13 protein-coding genes are annotated in these 19,719 nt (G+C 50.4%); 4 read left to right on the top strand and 9 right to left on the bottom strand.

Features of this window, described 5'->3' with window-relative positions:
• Nucleotides 1-67: 67 nt before the first annotated feature.
• Entirely contained in the window at nt 68-988 is a 921-nt protein-coding gene (locus IXB28_RS10185; RefSeq protein ID WP_215618674.1) for an NAD(+) kinase, read from the top strand.
• On the opposite strand, the gene IXB28_RS10180 is transcribed toward IXB28_RS10185, so the two are convergent.
• From IXB28_RS10180 to rpsT, 6 genes are all read right to left on the bottom strand, one after another.
• On the bottom strand, nt 985-1,476 hold the full coding sequence (locus IXB28_RS10180; protein ID WP_215618477.1) for an SH3 domain-containing protein: 492 nt from the start codon (nt 1,474-1,476) through the stop codon (nt 985-987). The genes IXB28_RS10185 and IXB28_RS10180 overlap by 4 nt on opposite strands.
• A 229-nt stretch (nt 1,477-1,705) precedes the next feature.
• Nucleotides 1,706-5,728 (bottom strand): DNA-directed RNA polymerase subunit beta', encoded by a 4,023-nt coding sequence (locus IXB28_RS10175; RefSeq protein WP_215618476.1) that lies wholly within the window; start codon nt 5,726-5,728, stop codon nt 1,706-1,708.
• Nucleotides 5,729-5,814: 86 nt separating this feature from the next.
• A complete protein-coding gene (locus IXB28_RS10170; protein ID WP_215618475.1) occupies nt 5,815-7,680 on the bottom strand; it encodes a DNA-directed RNA polymerase subunit gamma in 1,866 nt (621 codons plus the stop codon).
• A 182-nt stretch (nt 7,681-7,862) separates the two neighbouring features.
• Nucleotides 7,863-11,225 carry a DNA-directed RNA polymerase subunit beta gene (gene rpoB / locus IXB28_RS10165; RefSeq protein WP_215618474.1) on the bottom strand — a complete coding sequence of 1,121 codons (3,363 nt, stop codon included), beginning with the start codon at nt 11,223-11,225 and terminating at the stop codon, nt 7,863-7,865.
• A 436-nt stretch (nt 11,226-11,661) separates the two neighbouring features.
• A complete protein-coding gene (locus tag IXB28_RS10160) occupies nt 11,662-12,468 on the bottom strand; it encodes a TatD family hydrolase (protein ID WP_215618473.1) in 807 nt (268 codons plus the stop codon).
• Between the two features lie 3 nt (nt 12,469-12,471).
• A complete protein-coding gene (rpsT, locus tag IXB28_RS10155) occupies nt 12,472-12,768 on the bottom strand; it encodes a 30S ribosomal protein S20 (RefSeq protein ID WP_215618472.1) in 297 nt (98 codons plus the stop codon).
• Nucleotides 12,769-12,928: 160 nt separating this feature from the next.
• Between rpsT and hisD the strand changes: the two genes are divergently transcribed.
• Entirely contained in the window at nt 12,929-14,227 is a 1,299-nt protein-coding gene (gene hisD, locus IXB28_RS10150; protein WP_215618471.1) for a histidinol dehydrogenase, read from the top strand.
• Nucleotides 14,228-14,337: 110 nt separating this feature from the next.
• Here the strand turns inward: hisD and IXB28_RS10145 are convergent, their stop codons facing one another.
• Nucleotides 14,338-14,739 carry a hypothetical protein gene (locus IXB28_RS10145; protein ID WP_215618470.1) on the bottom strand — a complete coding sequence of 134 codons (402 nt, stop codon included), beginning with the start codon at nt 14,737-14,739 and terminating at the stop codon, nt 14,338-14,340.
• A 330-nt stretch (nt 14,740-15,069) separates the two neighbouring features.
• Between IXB28_RS10145 and hslO the strand changes: the two genes are divergently transcribed.
• Nucleotides 15,070-15,978, top strand: a complete 909-nt coding sequence (gene hslO / locus IXB28_RS10140; RefSeq protein ID WP_215618469.1) for an Hsp33 family molecular chaperone HslO — start codon at nt 15,070-15,072, stop codon at nt 15,976-15,978.
• A gap of 4 nt (nt 15,979-15,982) precedes the next feature.
• On the opposite strand, the gene IXB28_RS10135 is transcribed toward hslO, so the two are convergent.
• Together IXB28_RS10135 and IXB28_RS10130 are read right to left on the bottom strand one after the other, a co-directional pair.
• Entirely contained in the window at nt 15,983-17,302 is a 1,320-nt protein-coding gene (locus tag IXB28_RS10135) for a four-carbon acid sugar kinase family protein (RefSeq protein WP_215618672.1), read from the bottom strand.
• 78 nt (nt 17,303-17,380) lie between these two features.
• A complete protein-coding gene (locus IXB28_RS10130) occupies nt 17,381-18,130 on the bottom strand; it encodes a DsbA family protein (protein ID WP_215618468.1) in 750 nt (249 codons plus the stop codon).
• Nucleotides 18,131-18,294: 164 nt separating this feature from the next.
• On the opposite strand from IXB28_RS10130, the gene pdxA reads away from it, so the two are divergent.
• On the top strand, nt 18,295-19,314 hold the full coding sequence (gene pdxA, locus IXB28_RS10125; protein ID WP_215618467.1) for a 4-hydroxythreonine-4-phosphate dehydrogenase PdxA: 1,020 nt from the start codon (nt 18,295-18,297) through the stop codon (nt 19,312-19,314).
• Nucleotides 19,315-19,719: the final 405 nt, after the last annotated feature.

Below are 19,719 nucleotides of genomic sequence, written 5' to 3'. Positions count from 1 at the left end.
ATGTTCCAGTATCGTGCGCAGAAAACTCTACAACGGATTAGCGACGCTATTCTTTTTTCTTCTTGCCGTGCAGCTTAACCAAGTCATTATTGTTCATAAAGCTGGTAACCCTTACAGCAAGAGCTGGGCTGAAAAATGTGCTGAAAAATTAGAACGCCGTGGAGCCAATGTGTTGCTTGGTCCTAGTGGGCCTAAAGATAATCCCTATCCGGTTTTTCTAGCATCAGCGCACCAGCCTATTGATTTAGCTGTGGTGCTGGGTGGAGATGGGACAGCATTAGCGGCAGCTCGACATTTGGCCCCGGAAAACATTCCTATCCTGGCTGTTAATATTGGTGGTCATTTAGGTTTTTTGACGGAATCCTCCGATGAAATTGAGGATTTTGAGACGGTTTTGGATCGGTTGTTGGAAGACCGATATGCCGTGCAGCAGCGCATGATGTTGAGGGCCTGTATCCACGAGGGTAATCGTACCAATCGTGAACCTTTAAGTGAGGTCTATTGGGCCCTCAATGAGATGTGTGTGAAACCAGCATCACCGGATCGGATGATTACGTCCATTTTGGAAATGGAAATTGATGGTGAGGTGGTGGACCAATATCAGGGAGACGGTTTGTTAATTAGTACGCCCACAGGCACTACGGGCTATACGTTGGCGGCTAATGGACCGATTGTGCATCCGGGTATGGATGCGATGGTGGTTACGCCTATTTGCCCGCTGAGTTTATCTAGTCGGCCAGTGGTCATTCCGGCCGGTAGTGTCGTGAGTGTTTGGCCCCTGGCCGATCCGGCTGTGACAACTAAGCTGTGGATGGATGGGGTTTTGGCGACATCTATTTGGCCTGGTCAGCGAGCCGATATTTCCATGGCTGAACATATGGCGAAGTTTGTAATTCTTCGTCAAAATCAGTCTTACTATCAGACGTTGCGGAATAAATTACTTTGGGCAGGTGCTCGCATTAACTACACCAATAATCATCGTAATTAAAGGCGCTTAGTGTTATCTTTGCCTTTGATCCAGCCTTCAACACCGCTGCTAGTGCGTATTCTGTACCATTTTCCTGATTCTTCTAGAACGTCGATAGTTTCGTTATAGTCTATGCCATCGATGGTTTCAGAATCTGCTCCAGCCCCGGTCCGCACGAGTAATCCTGCGCTGTAAGTGACGGTTGCTTTGAATAGGACGTTTGCGTCCGATGCTTCGGGCTTGGGGGCTTCAGCGGCTGGGGTCTGGGCTTGCTCATTGCCAGCAGCTGGCTGATTTGGGCTCGATGCGTCGGGGGGATTGGTCGTTTTTGCTGCAGGAGCGTCGTTTTCGTAGACTGGTCGCTCTGGCAATGTGGATAGCTGCGTTAAGAAGTAGCGGGCCGTGGCAGCGCCAGCTAGGCAAATGACGAAGATCGCGATCGCAACACCACATATGAACTTAATCACACCGACTACAAAATTCTGTGGATTAAACCTTTGGGATGTCATAACTGCCTTAGAAAATCAGAACACTCGCACACTGTCATACGGTTATACCCTATTTCATCCAAAAAAGTATTCAGCAGTAAAGATCTTGTTCACAAGGCAGGTTTTCTGGCAAAAAAAAGGGGGTGAGTTTTCGCCTCAACCCCTTTAAAGATAGTCAATCAATGAATCTACGCATAACGCGCTAATCGCCCCAGATACCTAAATCCGAACGACAATTAAGCGCTCTCGACTAAGGTGCTGCTGTTTGATCATCAATCAGAGTATTATCATCCAAGAACGAAGCCGGTGGTTGCGTCTTGGCTTCCGGGGCACTGCCGCCCCCAGCTTCTGGGGTATTGGGTGTATTTGTCGCTGCCGCCGCATCGCCACTGGGGTTCGTTCCACCCAGCATTTCATCGGTGAACATATTCAAACCACCTTCACGGTCATAGGCACGGGCAGTTCTATCATCCAAGACCATATCCTGCAACGCCACATCATCGGACAAAAATGCCTTATCAAACGATGGGTCAAGTTCAGGTGTAGAACGCTCCTCATAGGCATTAAAACCTGTACCTGCCGGAATCAGGCGACCGATAATCACGTTTTCTTTCAGACCCCGTAACCAGTCAGATTTACCTTCAATAGCCGCTTCGGTCAGCACGCGAGTCGTTTCCTGGAAACTAGCCGCCGAGATAAAGCTATCCGTATTCAAAGATGCCTTGGTAATACCTAGCAAGACCGGAGTATATTCCGCCGGAGCACCACCCGTGATCGACATGGCTTCGTTCACCTGCTCAAGTTGACGAATCTCTACAAGTTCACCAGGCAGCATCGTGGTGTCGCCACCATCTTCCACCCGGGCCTTAGAGGTCATCTGGCGCACGATCACCTCAATATGTTTATCAGCAATATCAATACCCTGTGATTGATATACCGATTGAACCTCGTTCACCAAGAACGTTTGTACCTTCTGGAGGCTGATCATCGCCGACTCGTGTACGCCCTTAGTTTCGCGATGATACTTAAAGAAGAACTCCAGAATTTGATGGGGATTCAACGGTCCATCGGTCAGGGGTTCCGCTAGGCTTACCTGCTGACTATCGGAAACAATCATCGGCTGTCCAGGGTTGATAGTGTATTCAGAAACTACACCATCATCTTCAACAACTTTCACCTCAACCGTTTCATCTTCGCCATACACCACCTGAGCTGTACCCGGTCGCTCCGTTAATACACAAGCTTCCTTCGGTTTACGCGCTTCCAAGAGTTCTTCAATTCGCGGCAGACCTTGGATAATGTCACCTGTTTTCGCACGCTCAAAAATCAGCAGTACTAGATTGTCACCCCTTTGCACCAGGTCACCATCTTCAATGTGTAAAACCGCCCCCGTCGATACTCGATAGGGTCTTGCTGTTCTCAGCACGATATTGCCATCATTCACAGCGACAATCTGGCCCGATTCCTCAGAGAGTAAACCTTCAGCCAAGAGACTCCCATCGACCAACAGATCCCCTACTTTGACACTGGGTGGTTTACCACCTAGATCAAGGGTTGTAAGGTCGCTATCACGAACAACTAGAATACGCCGCACCGATTCTACGTCCTGACGAATACCTCGGATTTCTCCAGCTTCTTTCGCCTGGATCTCTGTACGGGCGACAACAGCCCCTGGTTGAATTTCCTGGCCTTCTTCTACCAAGAGACGAGTCTGTGTACTGCCTTGGGTTTGGTCCGCAGCGATATCCCGTCGAATCACCAGGGTTTCTAAAATCACCAGCTGTAAACGCTGAATTTCAGAATTTTCTCGATCATCAACCAACTCAATGTCAGCCGTTATTTGAGCCGCTTCACTATCCGTATCGAGCACTAACTGAGTACGGAGAATTTCGACCCCATCAACGGATTTAACCCGTTCACCATCTTTGTAGAAAATACGCTGAATGGCTTTGATCGCAATCGAGTTATCTTCACTGTCACTTACGGCGTGTTGGCTAGGGATCGTTGGCTTATCAGGAACTTCAAATTCCTGTACAGGGCGTAGCAATAAGGCAGCTCCCTCAGGAGTTTCTACATATTCAACGAAACGCAGTTCCTCTGCTGTTACTCCAGGAATTACTTCCTCCCCAGCGCTGACCAGCACACCATCCTTGCCGCTGGCTGCATCTGGACTATCCACCATATGAATAGCGCCAGGCTTAATCACGATTTCTCGGAGAATATCGTTCTTCTGAGTAACCTCAACGACACCACTAATTTGGCAGAAAATGTCTTTAACAACTTCAGTTCCGGCCTCAATGTATTGGCCATCTTCCACCATCAACAGTGAAATATCTTTATTTACCTCGTGGGCTTCTTCTGGAATCCAAAGAACAGTGCCGCCTTTGGTGACTTCGTAACCTTGCTTGCCCTTACTCTTCTTGGCAATCTCAAGGCCAGAGAACTTGATGATGCCACCACTTTGAGTGTGATAGGTATTGTCTACAAGTTCGGCAACAACCTGATCTCCAATGACCTTGGCACCCGGTGTCGCAATTAGTGAGTAACGAATGCCCTTATCCGTTTGCAAGAAGTAATGCTCACGACCTTGGCCGCTTTCGACGGCCACTTCGGTAGTGTCTAACATTACAGAAGCTGTAATAATCTCAACTTCTCGACTACCCTTGCTATCAGATCGATCTGGTAAACGTACAACACCGCCGCGTTCAGTGACAATTTTGGTCTCAGCCAAAATGCCATTGCTATCGATCATGTCACCGTTTTTAACGGTCGGTTCAGCCCCTGGGGGTAGGTTATAAACCTCTCCAGAAAGAACCCATAACAAACCACCACGCTGTGCCAGCTTAGTAATATTTCCCTGGCGGTCCTTTTTCTCTTCTTGGACCAAGCCTTCAAAAAAGACCTCTCCAGATAAGTCAGAGGTTACGTCTTTACTCGCTTTTTCTGTAACTTTGCGGACACGACCTGTGGTTGGTAATTCTGCGATCAGATCTCCCTTCGCTAATGCGGCCCCGTTGGGTACAAACACAATCGAACCCTGGGGCAAGGAAACGGTGCGAGTTTTACCGCTTTCCATGACCAATTTAGCATCGGCATTCGCCTCCATAACGAGGGCATCTTCCCCGTGGCGAGTTCGGAACGGACGAGTTCTCAAATCGTCAGGCATTTGGAATTGACCAGTCACTTTAGCCCTGATCTGAGGCGCCAGTTCACCAGTAAACGTACCGCCTGTGTGGAATGTGCGCATCGTAAGCTGGGTGCCCGGCTCACCAATAGATTGAGCCGCAATAATGCCCACGGCCTCTCCCAAATCCACCATATGGGAGTGGGCTAAGCTCCAACCGTAACAGTGTTGGCATACGGAACGAGCGGCCTCACAGGTCAAAGCAGAGCGCACCTTCACCTCTTTGACCCCGGCCTGATCCACCTCCCTCGCCATGTCTGCGTCGAGCGGCACATTGCGAGGCACAATCACTTCGCCCGTCTTGGGATGCACTGCATCCTCCGCTAAGACCCTTCCTAACAGCTTATCTTCCAGAGAAATCAATACTCGATCCCCATCAGTCATCGCGCTAAGGGGGATACATCTATCCGTGCCACAGTCAATTTCACGGATAATGACGTCTTGAGAAACGTCCACAAGACGACGGGTTAAATACCCTGAATCCGCCGTGCGGAGTGCCGTATCTACCAAGCCTTTACGAGCACCATAGGATGAAATGATGTATTCCGTTACGGTCAGACCCTCACGGAAATTGGTCTTAATGGGTAAGTCAATAATTTCACCCTGGGGATTTGCCATCAATCCCCGCATCCCGACTAACTGACGTACCTGGGAAATATTTCCCCGGGCGCCGGAAAACGCCATCATATAAACCGAATTGAGCGGATTATTCTCTTTGAAGTTACGAACAACTTCATCCTTCAGTTCTTCGCTAGTTTCATTCCAGGTATCAATTACTTTCTGGAATCGTTCTACTTCTGTAATTTCCCCTCGGGTATACCGTTCTTCGGTGTCGCGAATTTCTTCTTCAGCCGCGTCTAATAGCTTGCGCTTACTTGGGGGAACCTGTAGGTCATCCACACTAATAGACACCCCTGCACGGGTTGCATATTTGAAACCCAGCGCTTTGATCTCATCAGCCATCGCGGATGTACGGGCTGTACCGTAATTATCAAAGGACCAAGAAATTAGATTTTTGAGCTGTTTCTTATCGATAATACGATTACGAAAAATGATGTTGTTAGCTTGTTCGTTACCTTGATCTGCCATGGGGTCTCTCTGCCTCAATTTGTGACTGGCTAACTGGATAAGACTTCAGAATGTTTTGCCGTTGCTGATTCAGCAATGCTGTGGTGTTAGCTGGCAAGTGCCGTATGGACAGCATGGTTGTAGATGATTCGTCCCGGTGTGGTGTACAGGTGTTGGGAGATTAGGTTGCCGTCACTGTCTTCGCGGACCCGACGATGTTGATAACGCTTGGTTACCATGCCGTCACCGTTATCAATCACTTCGATCGGATCGCCTTCCTCTTCTACTGGTCCGTCAAAACGTAACCAAACCCAGGCATGCAGATCAACAATGCCTTGTTCATAGGCAATGATGGCGTCTTCCATACTGGCAAAGTTGGAGTCCGCTCCCTTTTGCTGATAAGGATTTTCTGCGGTGAGATAATAGCAGCCCAGTACCATGTCCTGACTAGGCGTAATAATGGGTCGTCCCGTTGCAGGGGATAAAACGTTGTTAGACGCCAGCATTAATAACCGCGCCTCTGATTGAGCTTCGAGTGACAACGGCACGTGTACAGCCATTTGGTCGCCATCGAAGTCGGCGTTAAATGCTGGGCAAACTAGTGGATGCAGTTGCAAAGCACGGCCTTCCACTAACATTGGTTCAAATGCTTGAATACCCAGACGGTGTAGTGTGGGCGCGCGGTTGAGCATAACTGGGTGATTTTCAATCACCTCTTCTAGCACTCCCCAAATACTGGGGTCATTGCGTTGAATTAATTTCTTGGCCGCCTTGATGTTGTTGACTAATCCTTGACGAATTAATCGATGAATCACAAAGGGTTGAAATAGCTCAATAGCCATTTCACGGGGTAAACCACATTGATGAATCTTAAGCTTAGGACCGACCACGATCACAGAACGTCCTGAGTAGTCAACACGCTTACCCAGTAGGTTTTGTCGGAATCGTCCCTGTTTACCCTCAATGATGTCCGACAGTGATTTCAGCGGTCGATTATTAGCACCTACGACTGTTCGACCACGTCGGCCATTATCGATGAGCGCATCCACAGCTTCCTGGAGCATGCGTTTCTCATTTCGGACAATGATTTCAGGCGCTAAGATTTCCTGCAGTCGAGCTAGGCGGTTATTCCGGTTGATAACACGACGATAGAGATCGTTGAGGTCTGATGTTGCAAAGCGGCCACCGTCCAACTGGACCATGGGGCGTAGATCCGGTGGAATTACAGGAATTACATCCAGAACCATCCAATCTGGCCGTGAGCCGGTTGCAATAAAGTTATCGATGACGCGCAACCGCTTAATTAGCTTGGCGCGTTTTTGACCTTTAGCAGTGGCAATATTTTCCCGCAGTTGTTCAGCAACTGTTTCAAGTTCTAAGTCTTGCAAGAGGCGCTGCAGCGCTTCAGCACCAATGCCAACTTCAATGCCTGAAAGCTCTGATTCTTCGTCGTAGAGCTGGTCTTCAATTTCGATCCACTGATCTTCCGTCAGTAGTTGCTTGTAGCTGAGACTATCTGCATTGCCAGCATCTAGTACTACATAGGCATTGAAGTAGACAATTTGCTCTACATCCCTTAAGGGCATATCTAGCAAAATGGCAATATAGCTAGGAATTCCCTTGAGGTACCAAACATGGGCGACTGGGGCTGCCAGTTTGATATACCCCATGCGGTGGCGGCGTACTCGCGACTCGGTTACTTCAACACCGCAACGCTCACAAACAATGCCACGGTGGCGGACACGCTTATATTTGCCACAATGGCATTCCCAGTCTTTAGCAGGGCCAAAAATTCGCTCACAGAACAACCCATCCATTTCTGGCTTAAGCGTTCTGTAGTTAATAGTTTCTGGCTTAGTTACTTCCCCTACGACTGTACCGTTGGGGAGTGTGCGTTCGCCCCACTGACGGATCCGATCGGGCGAAGCCAAACCGATTTTGACATAGTCAAAGCGCTGTTCTAGTTTCGGCATTCTCTTGCTTCCTTGTACGCGGTCTATGCATCAGGACATAGTTATGGACTGGGGAGCACTTGCTCATTCGCAAGGCTAACTAGGACCTCAAACTCTTGGCATGATTCAAAGCATTCAGGCATGACAACCACGTTGTCAGGCGATTAGTGGGTTACCTGAATGCTTTGAACAAATCAAAACTGCTAAGGTTGTGGCTCTTCTAGGCCAGGAGGAGGCGCAGCTGCAGGTGTAGCCGTTGGTGCTGCTGGCGGTGCTTCTCCAGGTGTTTCATCACGAGAGATGGACTCATAGGTCGGACGTGATGGTGAACGACGATTGATGGAGTCTGACATGAGATCAACTTCCACATCTCGACTGGTGCCATCTTCCTGGGTTTCGAGTTTATGAACCGCGATGTCTAAACATAGGGACTGAAGCTCGCGCATCAATACCTTGAAGGATTCTGGTGTCCCGGGACGAGGAATTGCTTTGCCCTTCACAATTGCATTGAGTGCTTCGTTACGACCTTGCATATCGTCGGATTTAACCGTAAGCAGCTCCTGCAATGTATAGGCTGCACCAAATGCCTCAAGTGCCCATACTTCCATTTCTCCAAAGCGCTGACCCCCTTGCTGCGCTTTACCACCTAGGGGTTGCTGAGTGACCAGAGAGTAAGGCCCTGTGGAACGAGCATGAATCTTATCGTCCACTAGGTGAACTAGTTTCAGCATGTAGGGTTTACCTACGGTGACAGCGCGGTCGAAAGCTTCACCTGTACGGCCATCATAAAGCTGAATTTTGCCCGGATCATCGATATCAAATACCCAGTCACTCCCCGTGTTGGTCCGTGCCTCTTGCAGTTTGCCATGGGTGGTTTCCATGGATGCTTCTGCACCGTACATTTCATCAAATGGGGTGATCTTGAAACGAGCGTTCAAGTTTTCGCCAGCCCACCCGAGTAAACATTCAAATACCTGCCCCACATTCATACGGGAAGGTACGCCCAGAGGATTAAGCACGATGTCAATCGGTGTGCCATCTGGTAGATAGGGCATATCTTCAATGGGCAAGATCCGGGAAATAATACCCTTATTTCCGTGTCGGCCTGCCATTTTGTCGCCTACCTGAATCTTCCGCTTTTGGGCTACATAAACGCGGACAACCATATTGGCACCGGGGGGAAGTTCATCTCCCTGCTCACGGGTAAAGACACGAACATCGACGACTCGTCCTTTTTCACCGTTGGGTACTCTGAGGGAGTTGTCCCTAACATCCCGAGCTTTTTCACCGAAAATTGCCCTTAATAGCTTTTCTTCTGGAGGCTGGTCTGACTCACCTTTTGGTGTGACTTTACCGACTAAAATATCGCCAGATGTGACCCAGGCACCGATACGAATAATGCCTGTTTCATCAAGCTGCCGTAGGGCATCCTCACCGACATTGGGAATTTCTCGGGTGATTTCCTCTGGTCCTAGTTTGGTTTGACGAGCCTCGATCTCGAATTTTTCGATGTGAATGGATGTATAGAGATCCTCATACACCAAACGCTCGCTGAGGAGGATGGCATCCTCGTAGTTGTAGCCTTCCCAAGGCATATAAGCTACGAGTACGTTTTGACCCAAGGCAATTTCGCCACCTTCAGTTGCAGAGCCATCTGCTAAGACTTGACCGGTGACTACCTTGTCTCCAGTGAACACCAAGGGCCGCTGGTTGAGGCAGGTGTCTTGGTTAGAACGCTGATACTTTTGCAACTCTTGGGCGTACGATTTCCCGTCGGCATCCGTAACGACTACCTTAGTGGCATCTAAAAAGGTGACTTCGCCATCTACGGGGCTAACGACGACCATTCCGGAGTCACGGGCTGCTTGAGCTTCTAGGCCTGTTCCCACCAATGGACGTTCGGGACGCAATAGGGGCACTGCCTGACGCTGCATGTTGGAACCCATTAGGGCTCGGTTAGCGTCATCATGCTCTAGGAATGGAATTAAAGATGTCGCTACCGAAATAATTTGAACGGGAGAAACGGCGACGTAGTCTACCTCTGATGGCGCAGTGGTAATAAAGTCCTGACGATATCTGACGGGGACTGATTCACCCACCATATTGCTATCGTGATCAACGGGAACATCCCCTGGAGCCACACGAAAATCGTCTTCTTCGTCAGCCGTCATGTAAACGGATGGCAAGTCTCGTCGAATCCGACCATTGTCGACTTGGAAGAAGGGCGTTTCAATGAAGCCAAAGTCGTTAACCCGTGCATGGGTTGCCAGGGAACCAATCAGACCCGCGTTAGGGCCTTCAGGGGTTTCAATTGGGCAAATACGACCGTGGTGTGATGGGTGAATGTCTCGTACTGCAAAACCAGCACGTTCGCGGGTTAAACCACCGGGGCCTAGGGCGCTAATACGACGTTTATGGGTGAGCTCTGCCAGGGGATTAGTCTGGTCCATAAACTGGGATAGCTGACTGGAACCAAAAAATTCTTTGATGGCCGCAACCAAAGGCTTGGGGTTCACCAAAGAAGCAGGCGTCAGAGAATCTGCGTCTGACACTGTCATGCGTTCGCGGATAATCCGCTCTAGACGATTGAGACCTACCCGTACTTGGTTTTGTAGTAGCTCACCTACGGAACGCACACGGCGATTTCCTAGGTGGTCAATGTCGTCGATGATCCCGATATCAAACTCTAGGTTAATCAGGTAGTCAATGGCTGCTAAAACGTCTTGGGGTGTGAGTACTCGTACAGCATCTGGGACGTTTAAGCGCAGTTTGCGGTTGAGTTTGTGACGACCTACTTTGCCCAGGTCATAGCGCTTGGGATCAAAAAATCTAGAGTTTAGGAGTTGCTGTCCTCCGGAGACGGTTGGAGGCTCACCGGGACGTAGCTTTCTATAGAGCTCTAATAGTGCTTCTTCTTCGCTAAACTGCCCTTCTTTTTCTAAGGTTTTTTGGAAATATTCAGGGTGACGTAAAGAATCAAAGATCTCACCATCGCTTAAGCCTAAAGCTTTGAAGAGTACCTGGGCAGATAGCTTACGGGTTTTATCGATGCGGACCCAAACCAGGTCGTTTTTGTCGGTTTCAAATTTTAACCAGGCACCACGGTTGGGGATCAGGTTAGCGTTGTAAGTACGACGACCGTGCTTATCAGTCTCTGCCTTGTAGTAGACGCCGGGACTACGAACAATTTGGTTGACAATGACGCGCTCGGCACCATTGATGATGAATGTTCCCCGATCGGTCATCAGGGGTAAGTCGCCGATAAATACTTCCTGCTCTTTAATTTCCCCAGTTTCCTTATTGATTAAGCGTGTGGGGACGTACATCTGCACCGAGTAGGTGCTATCACGACGCTTTGCTTCATCAACGGTGTATTTAGGACTTTTGAGCTTATAATCCTTACCAAGAAAGTGAAGCTCCAATTTACCTGTGTAGTCGGTAATTGGGGAAAAGCTCTCCAATTCTTCAATTAGACCTTCTTGCAGAAACCAGCGGAAACTAGAACGCTGAATTTCAACTAGGTCGGGCAGTACAAAGGAGGATTGGGAAATGGTTAAGTCAGTCATTCGTCTCCTCAAGCAGGTCAGGCCTAAACTAAGTGGGGTATAAAACGAAGGAGTTAAAAAAAAATCGTTAAAACCAGTTAATTGATAGAAGCAAACACAAGAATGACTACACGTACCGCTGGGGTAATGCAGCCAAATCAAGAATTTTCAAGTGTTTTGCTAGCATTCAATAGCTAAAATGGACGCAATGGGCAAGTTTGAAGAACAACCGTTAGGCACCAACGTCGTAAATTGTGGTTAGGTCCATGGGCGGATTCATGTTGGCTAACGTAAGGCTAACGCATAGCCGGGATAGTATATCACAAGTTAGCAGTGAAATTTAATATTCTTGTCGCTTTGTATGTTTATTTATGGAGTATGTGCTCAAAAATTAAGGGCTTTGCTATCCCTTGATTGCTAATTAAAGTGGGGTTGAATATTCATCTCCCCCTTATTTTTATGAAGTTGTGACGCTAAAAGATGTGTCAGGAAGATGAAATAGCGTTCGGGCATTCGTTGTGGTCTGAGCTGCTAGGTCCTCTAGGGATATACCGCGTAGGTTAGCTACAAACTCAGCTACGTGAAGCACATTGGCCGGTTGATTTCGCTTTTCTTTACGCTTGGGTACGGGGGATAGGAAGGGGCAGTCGGTTTCCACTAGGATGCGATCGCACCCCACCATTTGAGCCGACGCTTGCACCTGGGTCGCACTTTTGAATGTGACAATGCCACTGAAGCTAATGTAGAAGCCCAGATCTAGAAACCATTGAGTTTCCTCCGGGGTTCCGGTCCAGCAATGCATCACACCCTGCACAGGGCCATGCTCTTCCCAAAAAGCCTGCAACACCTCTCGCATGGCTGGTGCTGCATCCCGGCAGTGAATGATGACGGGCAAATTTAGCTCGTGGGCAACAGCGAGCTGCGCCTTAAAAGCTTCAATCTGACAATCATGATCGTCTGCCTTAAAAAAATCGAGGCCGGTTTCGCCAATGGCAACCACACGCTGATCGGATGAGGCTAGCTTTTTGATTTGACCAGCTAGCGAGGGGGTCCACTTATCCATATCCAATGGATGTAACCCTACCGCAAAGGACACCTCGGAAAACCGATCGGCAATTGCCTGAATCGCTTTGAACTCCGATGGCTCGACACAAGAATGGACTAGATGAGCCACACCCGCCTGTCGCCAAGCAGCTGCCACGGCATCTAAATCTTCTTGAAAGCTATCAAAGTTGATATGAACGTGGGTATCAACCAGTTGCATCTTTTAGGAGGCGGGAGCTTCATGCTGCTTGAGCGCATGGGCTAGCTTGGACTTTTGACGAGCGGCTGCATTTTTATGGATGCTGCCACGCTTAACGGCTTTGTCAATTTTGCTAAACGCCGCCGACATCGTCGCATCAACGGCCTTCTTCTTGTCATCAGAAGGCTCGCTCGCGTAATCGTTGAGCGCTGCGTAGTAAGTCTTGGTCAGAGTCTTTACGGCTGACTTATAGGACTTGTTGCGTAGACGATTGCGCTCTCCGATTTGGATGCGCTTCATCGCAGATTTAATATTTGCCACTGTTAGCCAATGTAATTTTTGTCGGTCTCGAATTATAGCACCAAATCGTGTGTTATTGGTCCTCCGGGACTCAAAATCTGGTTGGGTAATCCGGCTGGCCTAATCTAATCCGCGCTAAGCTATAACAGTCACAGTCATCCCACCCTCGCTAACCGCCTCAATGTTGCGAACTTTATACAAGCTCAGTGAAGCGCAGTCCGAACTCCAGCGCATCTGCGATCGCATCCACACCAATCAGGTGATTGAGCAAGAAGCCACCGTACATGAAATTCTAAATGCTGTTCGGAGCTCAGGGGATGAGGCCCTTTTGCATTACACCGCTAAGTTTGATCAGCAAACCCTGACCGCTAGCGAGTTGCGGATCAGCGGTGCAGAGGTCGACACTGCCTATCAACAAGTGTCCAGTGAGTTGCTGAGCGCCATTCGCCTAGCGTGTAAAAACGTGAAAGCCTTCCATCAGCAGCGGTTGCCCAAAAACTGGGTCACCTTTGAAGAGAATGGCGTTGTTTTAGGTAAGCGCTACACACCTGTGGCCCGGGCTGGTATTTACGTACCTGGGGGGCGAGCGTCTTACCCCAGTACCGTGATCATGAATGCCATTCCTGCACAAGTAGCTGGAGTGGGGCACTTAGTGATGGTGACGCCCACTCCCCAGGGGCACATTAACCCAGCGGTGCTGGTGGCCGCTCAAGAAGCAGGGGTGCAGGAAATTTATCGCGTGGGTGGCGCCCAGGCCATTGGCGCCCTAGCCTATGGTACCGATACCGTGCCCAAGGTGGATATCATCAGTGGTCCTGGCAATATCTATGTCACCTTGGCGAAGAAGCAGGTATACGGAACCGTTGGCATTGATTCCCTGGCTGGGCCATCGGAGGTGCTGATTATTGCCGACCATACGGCGAATCCTGTGCACGTAGCTGCAGATTTGCTGGCCCAGGCTGAGCATGATCCCCTCGCCGCTGCCATTTTGATCACCACCGATAATACTCTGGCCGAAAAAGTCGTGGCTGAAGTCGATCGTCAGTTGGCTGGCCATCCGCGCCAAACCCTTACCGAAAAAGCAATTGCCCACTACGGCATTGCCATTGTTGTCGATTCCTTAGAGATGGCTGCCGAATTGTCTAATCAGTTTGCTCCAGAGCATTTGGAATTAGAAGTGGAAGAACCCTGGGAGCTGCTGGAAAAAATTAGTCAGGCGGGTGCTATTTTCCTCGGGCACGATACGCCAGAAGCCGTAGGCGACTACCTCGCTGGTCCAAACCACACCTTGCCGACGTCGGGGGCCGCCCGGTACGCGTCCCCCCTGAGTACCGAAACCTTTATGAAGCATTCCAGCTTGATCCAATATTCCAAATCTGCCCTAAATAATGTAGCTGAAGCGATTGATGCTTTGACAGGGGCAGAGGGGCTTCCGTCCCATGGGGATTCGGTGCGGTTGCGGGTGCAGGACAACGATTAGTGTCGTGTTAGCGCAGAGTATATGGGGATGGCTGAGGTGATTGCCTTGGTTTGGGGGGCTCTGGCCCCAGGCGAGAATGCTTGATGTAAGGAGGGGGCTAGCTCAAGCGGTTAGCTTTCGGTTGCTTGATTGCTTTGCATCCCTAGATATAACCGCAGACGCAACAGGCTGGTGGTTTGAGCAATATTGAGCGGCAGCGTGGAGACTCCTTCTATGCGGGATTGCACCCAGCCATCGCCCCAGTGCCATTCGTGAAACCCATCCACGCCACGATGGAGCAAGAACCGAACGGATGAATCCGATAAGGTTTCTACCGTGTGGTCAATGCGGATGGGACCGACATAGCTAGAGAAAGCCTGTCCGGTATTCAGCGGTGCTTGAAAGTTATCGGAAAACTGCTGGGGCCATAGCCACTGACGGAGTTGCTCTGGCTGGGTCAAGCTTTGGTGCAGTTGGGCCACCGTTGCCTCGATTTCAATTCGTAGGTTGCTTTGTTGATAAATCCCGAACATAGCAGTGGTTGAAACAACTAGAACACAAACAACTAGAGCACAGTGGTCTAGTTGTGGGCCCGCTGACGCGACGGCAATACCTTTACAATGGTAATTGTCTAAGGTTGTGCTGTGCCACGTTTCCATGTCACTAAGGCACTTTAAAGCAGTAAAAGCAGTAGAGTGCTTTGATGTGGTGAAAGATTAGTCGTGTGCGCCCTTGGCGATTTAGGCCTAAGGCGATGGTGTTGTTCTCGTCGGGTGCAAAAGCAGGCTACTAATTTTGCCCATGGGTGCTCCGTTTGGGCAGCAATAGGACAGTAGAGAAGTCTAAGGAAAATCAGGAATATCATGGCGGATCAGCTCATTCGAGCAGTAGCAGCCGATGGCGGCATCAGAATCGTAGGGGCCATTACCACCCGTTTAGTTGAAGAAGCCAGAACGCGTCATAAGCTTTCCTATGTTGCCACTGCGGCCTTGGGTAGGACCTTAACGGCAGGGGCTTTGCTGGTTTCCAGCATGAAGCGAGAAGATTCGCGGATTAATATTCAGGTGCAGGGGGATGGTCCCTTGGGGGGCATCTTAGTCGATGCCAGATTAGATGGCACCGTGCGGGGCTATGTGTCGGACCCATCGGTGGAGCTACCCCCTAATCAGCATGGCAAGCTCGATGTGGGCGCGGCGGTTGGGCGCAATGGCTATGTGTATGTTGTTCGCGATTCAGGGCTAGGCTATCCCTATTCCAGCACTGTGGAACTGGTGACGGGGGAAATTGGAGATGATTTAACGCAGTATTTGGCCACCTCTGAACAAACACCCTCTGCGTTAGTGTTGGGAGTGTTTGTGGATCATGACGGCGTGGAAGCTGCGGGGGGAATGTTGTTGCAGGTATTGCCTAAGGCCGCCAGGGATGAACAGTTGATAACGGCTTTGGAATCTCGCCTATCGGCGCTAACGGGCTTTACGCCTATGCTGCGGGCTAAGCAGACCCTGCCTCGGATCTTTGAAGATTTGGTCGGGGATATGGGGCTACAGATTTTTCCTGAGAGTCAGCTGCTACGGTTCCATTGTTCTTGCGATGGCGATCGCATGCTGTCGGCCCTGAAGCTGTTGGGCGAAGATGAGCTGCAGGACATGATCAATAAACAGGAACCGGCGGAGGCGATCTGTCATTTTTGTGGAGATAGGTACGAGGCCAAGTGCGATCGCTTAGCCGATCTCCTCGCTGAACTAAAACTAGAAAACGCCAATCGTGCCTAATAGCTTAGGCCGCTGCCATCCGCTGGAAGGCAGCGGTGACCGCATCATCCCCGCCGACATTGCCGGGAAATAACACCACCGGTAGATTGGCAAAGTGGGGGTGCTCTTCCCCTGTGGTAATCACAGAAACGCCCGGTATTACCTGCCCTAGCAGACGCGCGGAGGTCAGGCCCAGACCCTTGCTGAGGGTGTCATTGGAGGTAATGCCCCCTTTGCTGATAAGAAAGCCAATGTCCCTCGGCAGACCCCGCACAATATCCATCAGCAAACTCGAAACAGCTTCCCCGAAGGCTAAGCGGGTGTCCACATCATCAAAGACCAACTCTTGGCGGCTGGTGTAGACCACGGCGGTTTGCCCCGCTGCATATGCGCTGGCTAACTGCGATAAAATTTCAGCCACTATGGTGCTGGCCCGGGTTAGGTCTGAGTTTAGGCGGGCTACATCTACTTCTAAACCAGCCACGCCAGGTTGCTTGAGTAAGTGTTCTAGTTGTCGTGTGGTTTTCTGGACATGGGAGCCCACCAAAATAACCCCTGGTTTTTGGTTGCGGGTGTAGCTGGCCATCTTGTCTGGGGCAATCGGCTGGGGCGGCAGGGCGGCCAAGGAGGTGAGTAGGCTTGCGGCACTGCGAAAGAGAAACTTTTTGCCTTGGGAGGCGGTTGTTAACAAGTCTTGGGAGAATCGATCTAGATCAGCTTGTTGTTGTGCGTCAACGGCAACACAAACATTCTCCTTTAGATCCATGAGGGCTGTTGTCGAATCTTTTTGGATAATGTCTAGGGTAAACCGTTTAACCTGATGGGCAGGGATTTTACCTGCGGTTTTTTCTTCTACATACTTGGGCAGATAGCTGTGACCATAGCCAAACACAGAGTCTTGGGCAAACTCGGTTTCATGGACTGGGGTGCGGATGCCGTCTGTTTCGATGTAATGGGTGCTGTCTAGGGTGATCCGTCCTGCTTCAAAGAAGGCCGGGACCATAAAGTGGGCATCAAACGGCCCTAGCTCCGCCGAAACAACATCGGTTTCTAAGGGATAATGTCCCCGCAGGGTGGAGTCTGAACGGCTAACCACTAGGTAGTCTTGAGTGTTTGTCTCTAGCAATGCCCGTTGGAGGTTTTGGCAGATTTCCCGATTGGTGCGTTCTGTTTCTGGGGCGGTGAGCGACCGGGTGTTGGCCAGAATAAAAAAGATGGGAGAGTTGTCTAGCAGACCCTGTTTGAGGGTGGCGACATCCCACTTGAGCAGTAATAAACAGCTGTGGACCGTTTGGGAGCCGGTGGGATCGTCGTCAATAACAATGATTTTGGGGCGAGCAGACATGGGCATGGATGGATTGTCTAGGGCGGTGAGGGAAAAATTGTGGGAGAGTGGCTAAGCCTGGTGAACTCAGGACTGTACTTAGGGCGTTTGGGTGGCTTTCAGGTTGTCGAGGAGTTCTCCAAAACTCTCGGGGGGAACGCCGGGCGGAATTAACAAACCCCCCATGAGAAAACTGGGGGTGCCGCGTAGTTGTAGCTGCTCGGCTAACGCTAGGTCGGCATCAACGGCTGTCTGGGCCGCTTCGCTGGTGCGATCGCGTTCAAACTGTTCCATGTCTAGCCCAATCTGTTCGGCCAATTCTTGGTAGAGGGCATCCCCCAACCGTTCTTGATTGGCAAATAAGCCATTGTGATAGATCCAAAACTGATCTTGTTGGGCTGCGGCCCAAGATGCCTTAGCCGCAGGCGTCGCTTCGGGATGAATGCTATTTAGGGGCAAGTGCTTATAGACATAGAGCACTTCATCGCCGCGTTCCTCCACAAAAGCTTTCATGTGGCCTGCTGCCACCGCGCAGAACGGACATTCAAAATCAGAAAACTTGACCAATACCACATCTGCCGTGGCGTTGCCCTTCGTTGGGGAGCTGCCAATAAATGTGCCCCTGTCCATGGACGCTAGCACTTGGTTAATCTCGTCCTGCCGCGCCCGCCAATCGGCTTCTGCGGCGTCTAGCTCAGCCTGGCTCGGGGCAGGACCTTCTGCCTGTTGTGTTGGATCAGCTTGCGCTCCAGGCCCCTGGTCAGTTGGCGTTGAGTTAGACGCACAGCCCACTAATGCCACGAGGGCAGCAGTGGTGACGGTGCGAATGAAAACCTGTTTAAATGCCATGGGACAAGGCCGATGTGATCAACTCATTAACGCTAACATTTTGTTCACCGTTGCTGATGTCGTCCATGAACCGACCTGGAAAACCTGGAGTAGTATCGGACGGCTGGGGTTAGCAGATTGCTATATGGTTGGAAAATGGGTAGTTGTCTGGGAGCATGAGCGCCATGGAAATCGTTAATCCAATTAGGCTATTGGTAACCCTGGGGGATATGGCTGGGATTGGGCCAGAGGTGGTGCTGAAGGCCTTACCCTTAATCCAGGCAAAGGATGTTCAGATTACCTTGGTGGGGAATCAACAGCGGTTGCGTGCCCTGGGCGATCAGGTGCAGTTGCCCCTGGGGGACTATGCCACGATTGATGTGCCCTTGGGGGCTGACCAAGGGTTGCAGCTGGGGCAGGGCAATGCCGCCAGCGGCGATTTAAGTTTTCGCAGTTTGCAAACCGCCATTAGCTATTGCCTCAAAGATGGCTATGACGGGGTGGTGACAGCGCCCATTGCAAAATCTGCTTGGTTAGCGGCAGGGCACCACTACCCTGGCCAAACGGAACTGCTAGCGGAGATGGCCGGTGTGGATCGGTTTGGCATGTTATTCGCAGCGCGATCTCCCATCACCCAGTGGACCCTGTGTACCCTATTGGCCACCACCCATATTCCGTTGCGTCAGGTGCCAGCAGCGCTTACCCCGGAGCTGATGACCCTGAAACTAGAGCTGTTGTTGGATTGTTTGCAGCAGGATTTTGGTATTCAGCAGCCCCGGGTTGCGATCGCAGGCCTCAACCCCCACAGTGGAGAGCAAGGACAGCTCGGGCGAGAAGAAGTGGACTGGTTGATTCCTTGGCTCCATGAACAACAACAGCGATTTCCCCAGGTCACCCTCGATGGCCCTGTTCCGCCCGATACCCTCTGGGTGACCCCGGCCCGCGCCTGGAGCGTGTCTGGCCATCCAGCCCACCACGGTTACTTAGCCCTCTATCACGACCAAGGCCTAATCCCAGTCAAAATGCTGGCCTTTGACCAGGCCGTAAATACCACCATCGGTTTACCCTTTATTCGCACCTCGCCAGACCACGGCACCGCCTTTGATATCGCCGGCCAAGGTATTGCCCGCCCAGATAGTATGGTGGCGGCCATCAACTTGGCCATTGACCTATCGATTCAGCGTCGGAAAAATCGAAGCGCTTAAAAAACTTAATTTCTCTGAATGCAAAATACTGGCCGCCCTGACTGGTCTAGGTTTATTCCCTACAAAGCTCCTAGGAAAGTTACGTAGTAGTACGGATTTTTTGGGCCAAACTGGCATTTCCTCGTAAGCCCTTTAGGAATAAGGACTGCGGGGCTCCCAAACGGGAATTTTATCGGTATAATGTACACAACATACAAGTTTTGTTTCAAGGAACCTCGGGGGAGTTAGCGCTCCCCTATTTTATTGGGCGATTTAGCTGCGGGTAAGGTATTTCCGGTTTAATGGATACCCCTAAAATCACCTGAAATAGGCTTAATTCTCTAGATCTTTAAGCCAGAATTAAGCCAAAAAGTTCCGCTGTAGCCTTGTGTTGCTGGTCAACTTGTAAGTCAGCTTGTCAGTTTT

The organism is Leptothoe kymatousa TAU-MAC 1615, from assembly GCF_018739865.1.
Taxonomy (GTDB): domain Bacteria; phylum Cyanobacteriota; class Cyanobacteriia; order Phormidesmidales; family Phormidesmidaceae; genus Leptothoe; species Leptothoe kymatousa.
Note: the sequence above shows the minus strand (reverse complement) of the source record. Positions and strands in the feature narration are given on the sequence as shown.

Excerpts from the sequence above, each read along its gene's own strand:
- rpoB (WP_215618474.1), bottom strand. The coding sequence starts at position 11,225 with ATGACTGACTTAACCATTTCCCAATCCTCCTTTGTACTGCCCGACCTA.
- IXB28_RS10170 (WP_215618475.1), bottom strand. The coding sequence starts at position 7,680 with ATGCCGAAACTAGAACAGCGCTTTGACTATGTCAAAATCGGTTTGGCT.
- hslO (WP_215618469.1), top strand. The coding sequence starts at position 15,070 with ATGGCGGATCAGCTCATTCGAGCAGTAGCAGCCGATGGCGGCATCAGA.
- hisD (WP_215618471.1), top strand. The coding sequence starts at position 12,929 with ATGTTGCGAACTTTATACAAGCTCAGTGAAGCGCAGTCCGAACTCCAG.
- IXB28_RS10130 (WP_215618468.1), bottom strand. The coding sequence starts at position 18,130 with ATGGCATTTAAACAGGTTTTCATTCGCACCGTCACCACTGCTGCCCTC.
- pdxA (WP_215618467.1), top strand. The coding sequence starts at position 18,295 with ATGGAAATCGTTAATCCAATTAGGCTATTGGTAACCCTGGGGGATATG.
- IXB28_RS10175 (WP_215618476.1), bottom strand. The coding sequence starts at position 5,728 with ATGGCAGATCAAGGTAACGAACAAGCTAACAACATCATTTTTCGTAAT.
- IXB28_RS10180 (WP_215618477.1), bottom strand. The coding sequence starts at position 1,476 with ATGACATCCCAAAGGTTTAATCCACAGAATTTTGTAGTCGGTGTGATT.
- IXB28_RS10160 (WP_215618473.1), bottom strand. The coding sequence starts at position 12,468 with ATGCAACTGGTTGATACCCACGTTCATATCAACTTTGATAGCTTTCAA.
- IXB28_RS10145 (WP_215618470.1), bottom strand. The coding sequence starts at position 14,739 with ATGTTCGGGATTTATCAACAAAGCAACCTACGAATTGAAATCGAGGCA.
- IXB28_RS10135 (WP_215618672.1), bottom strand. The coding sequence starts at position 17,302 with ATGTCTGCTCGCCCCAAAATCATTGTTATTGACGACGATCCCACCGGC.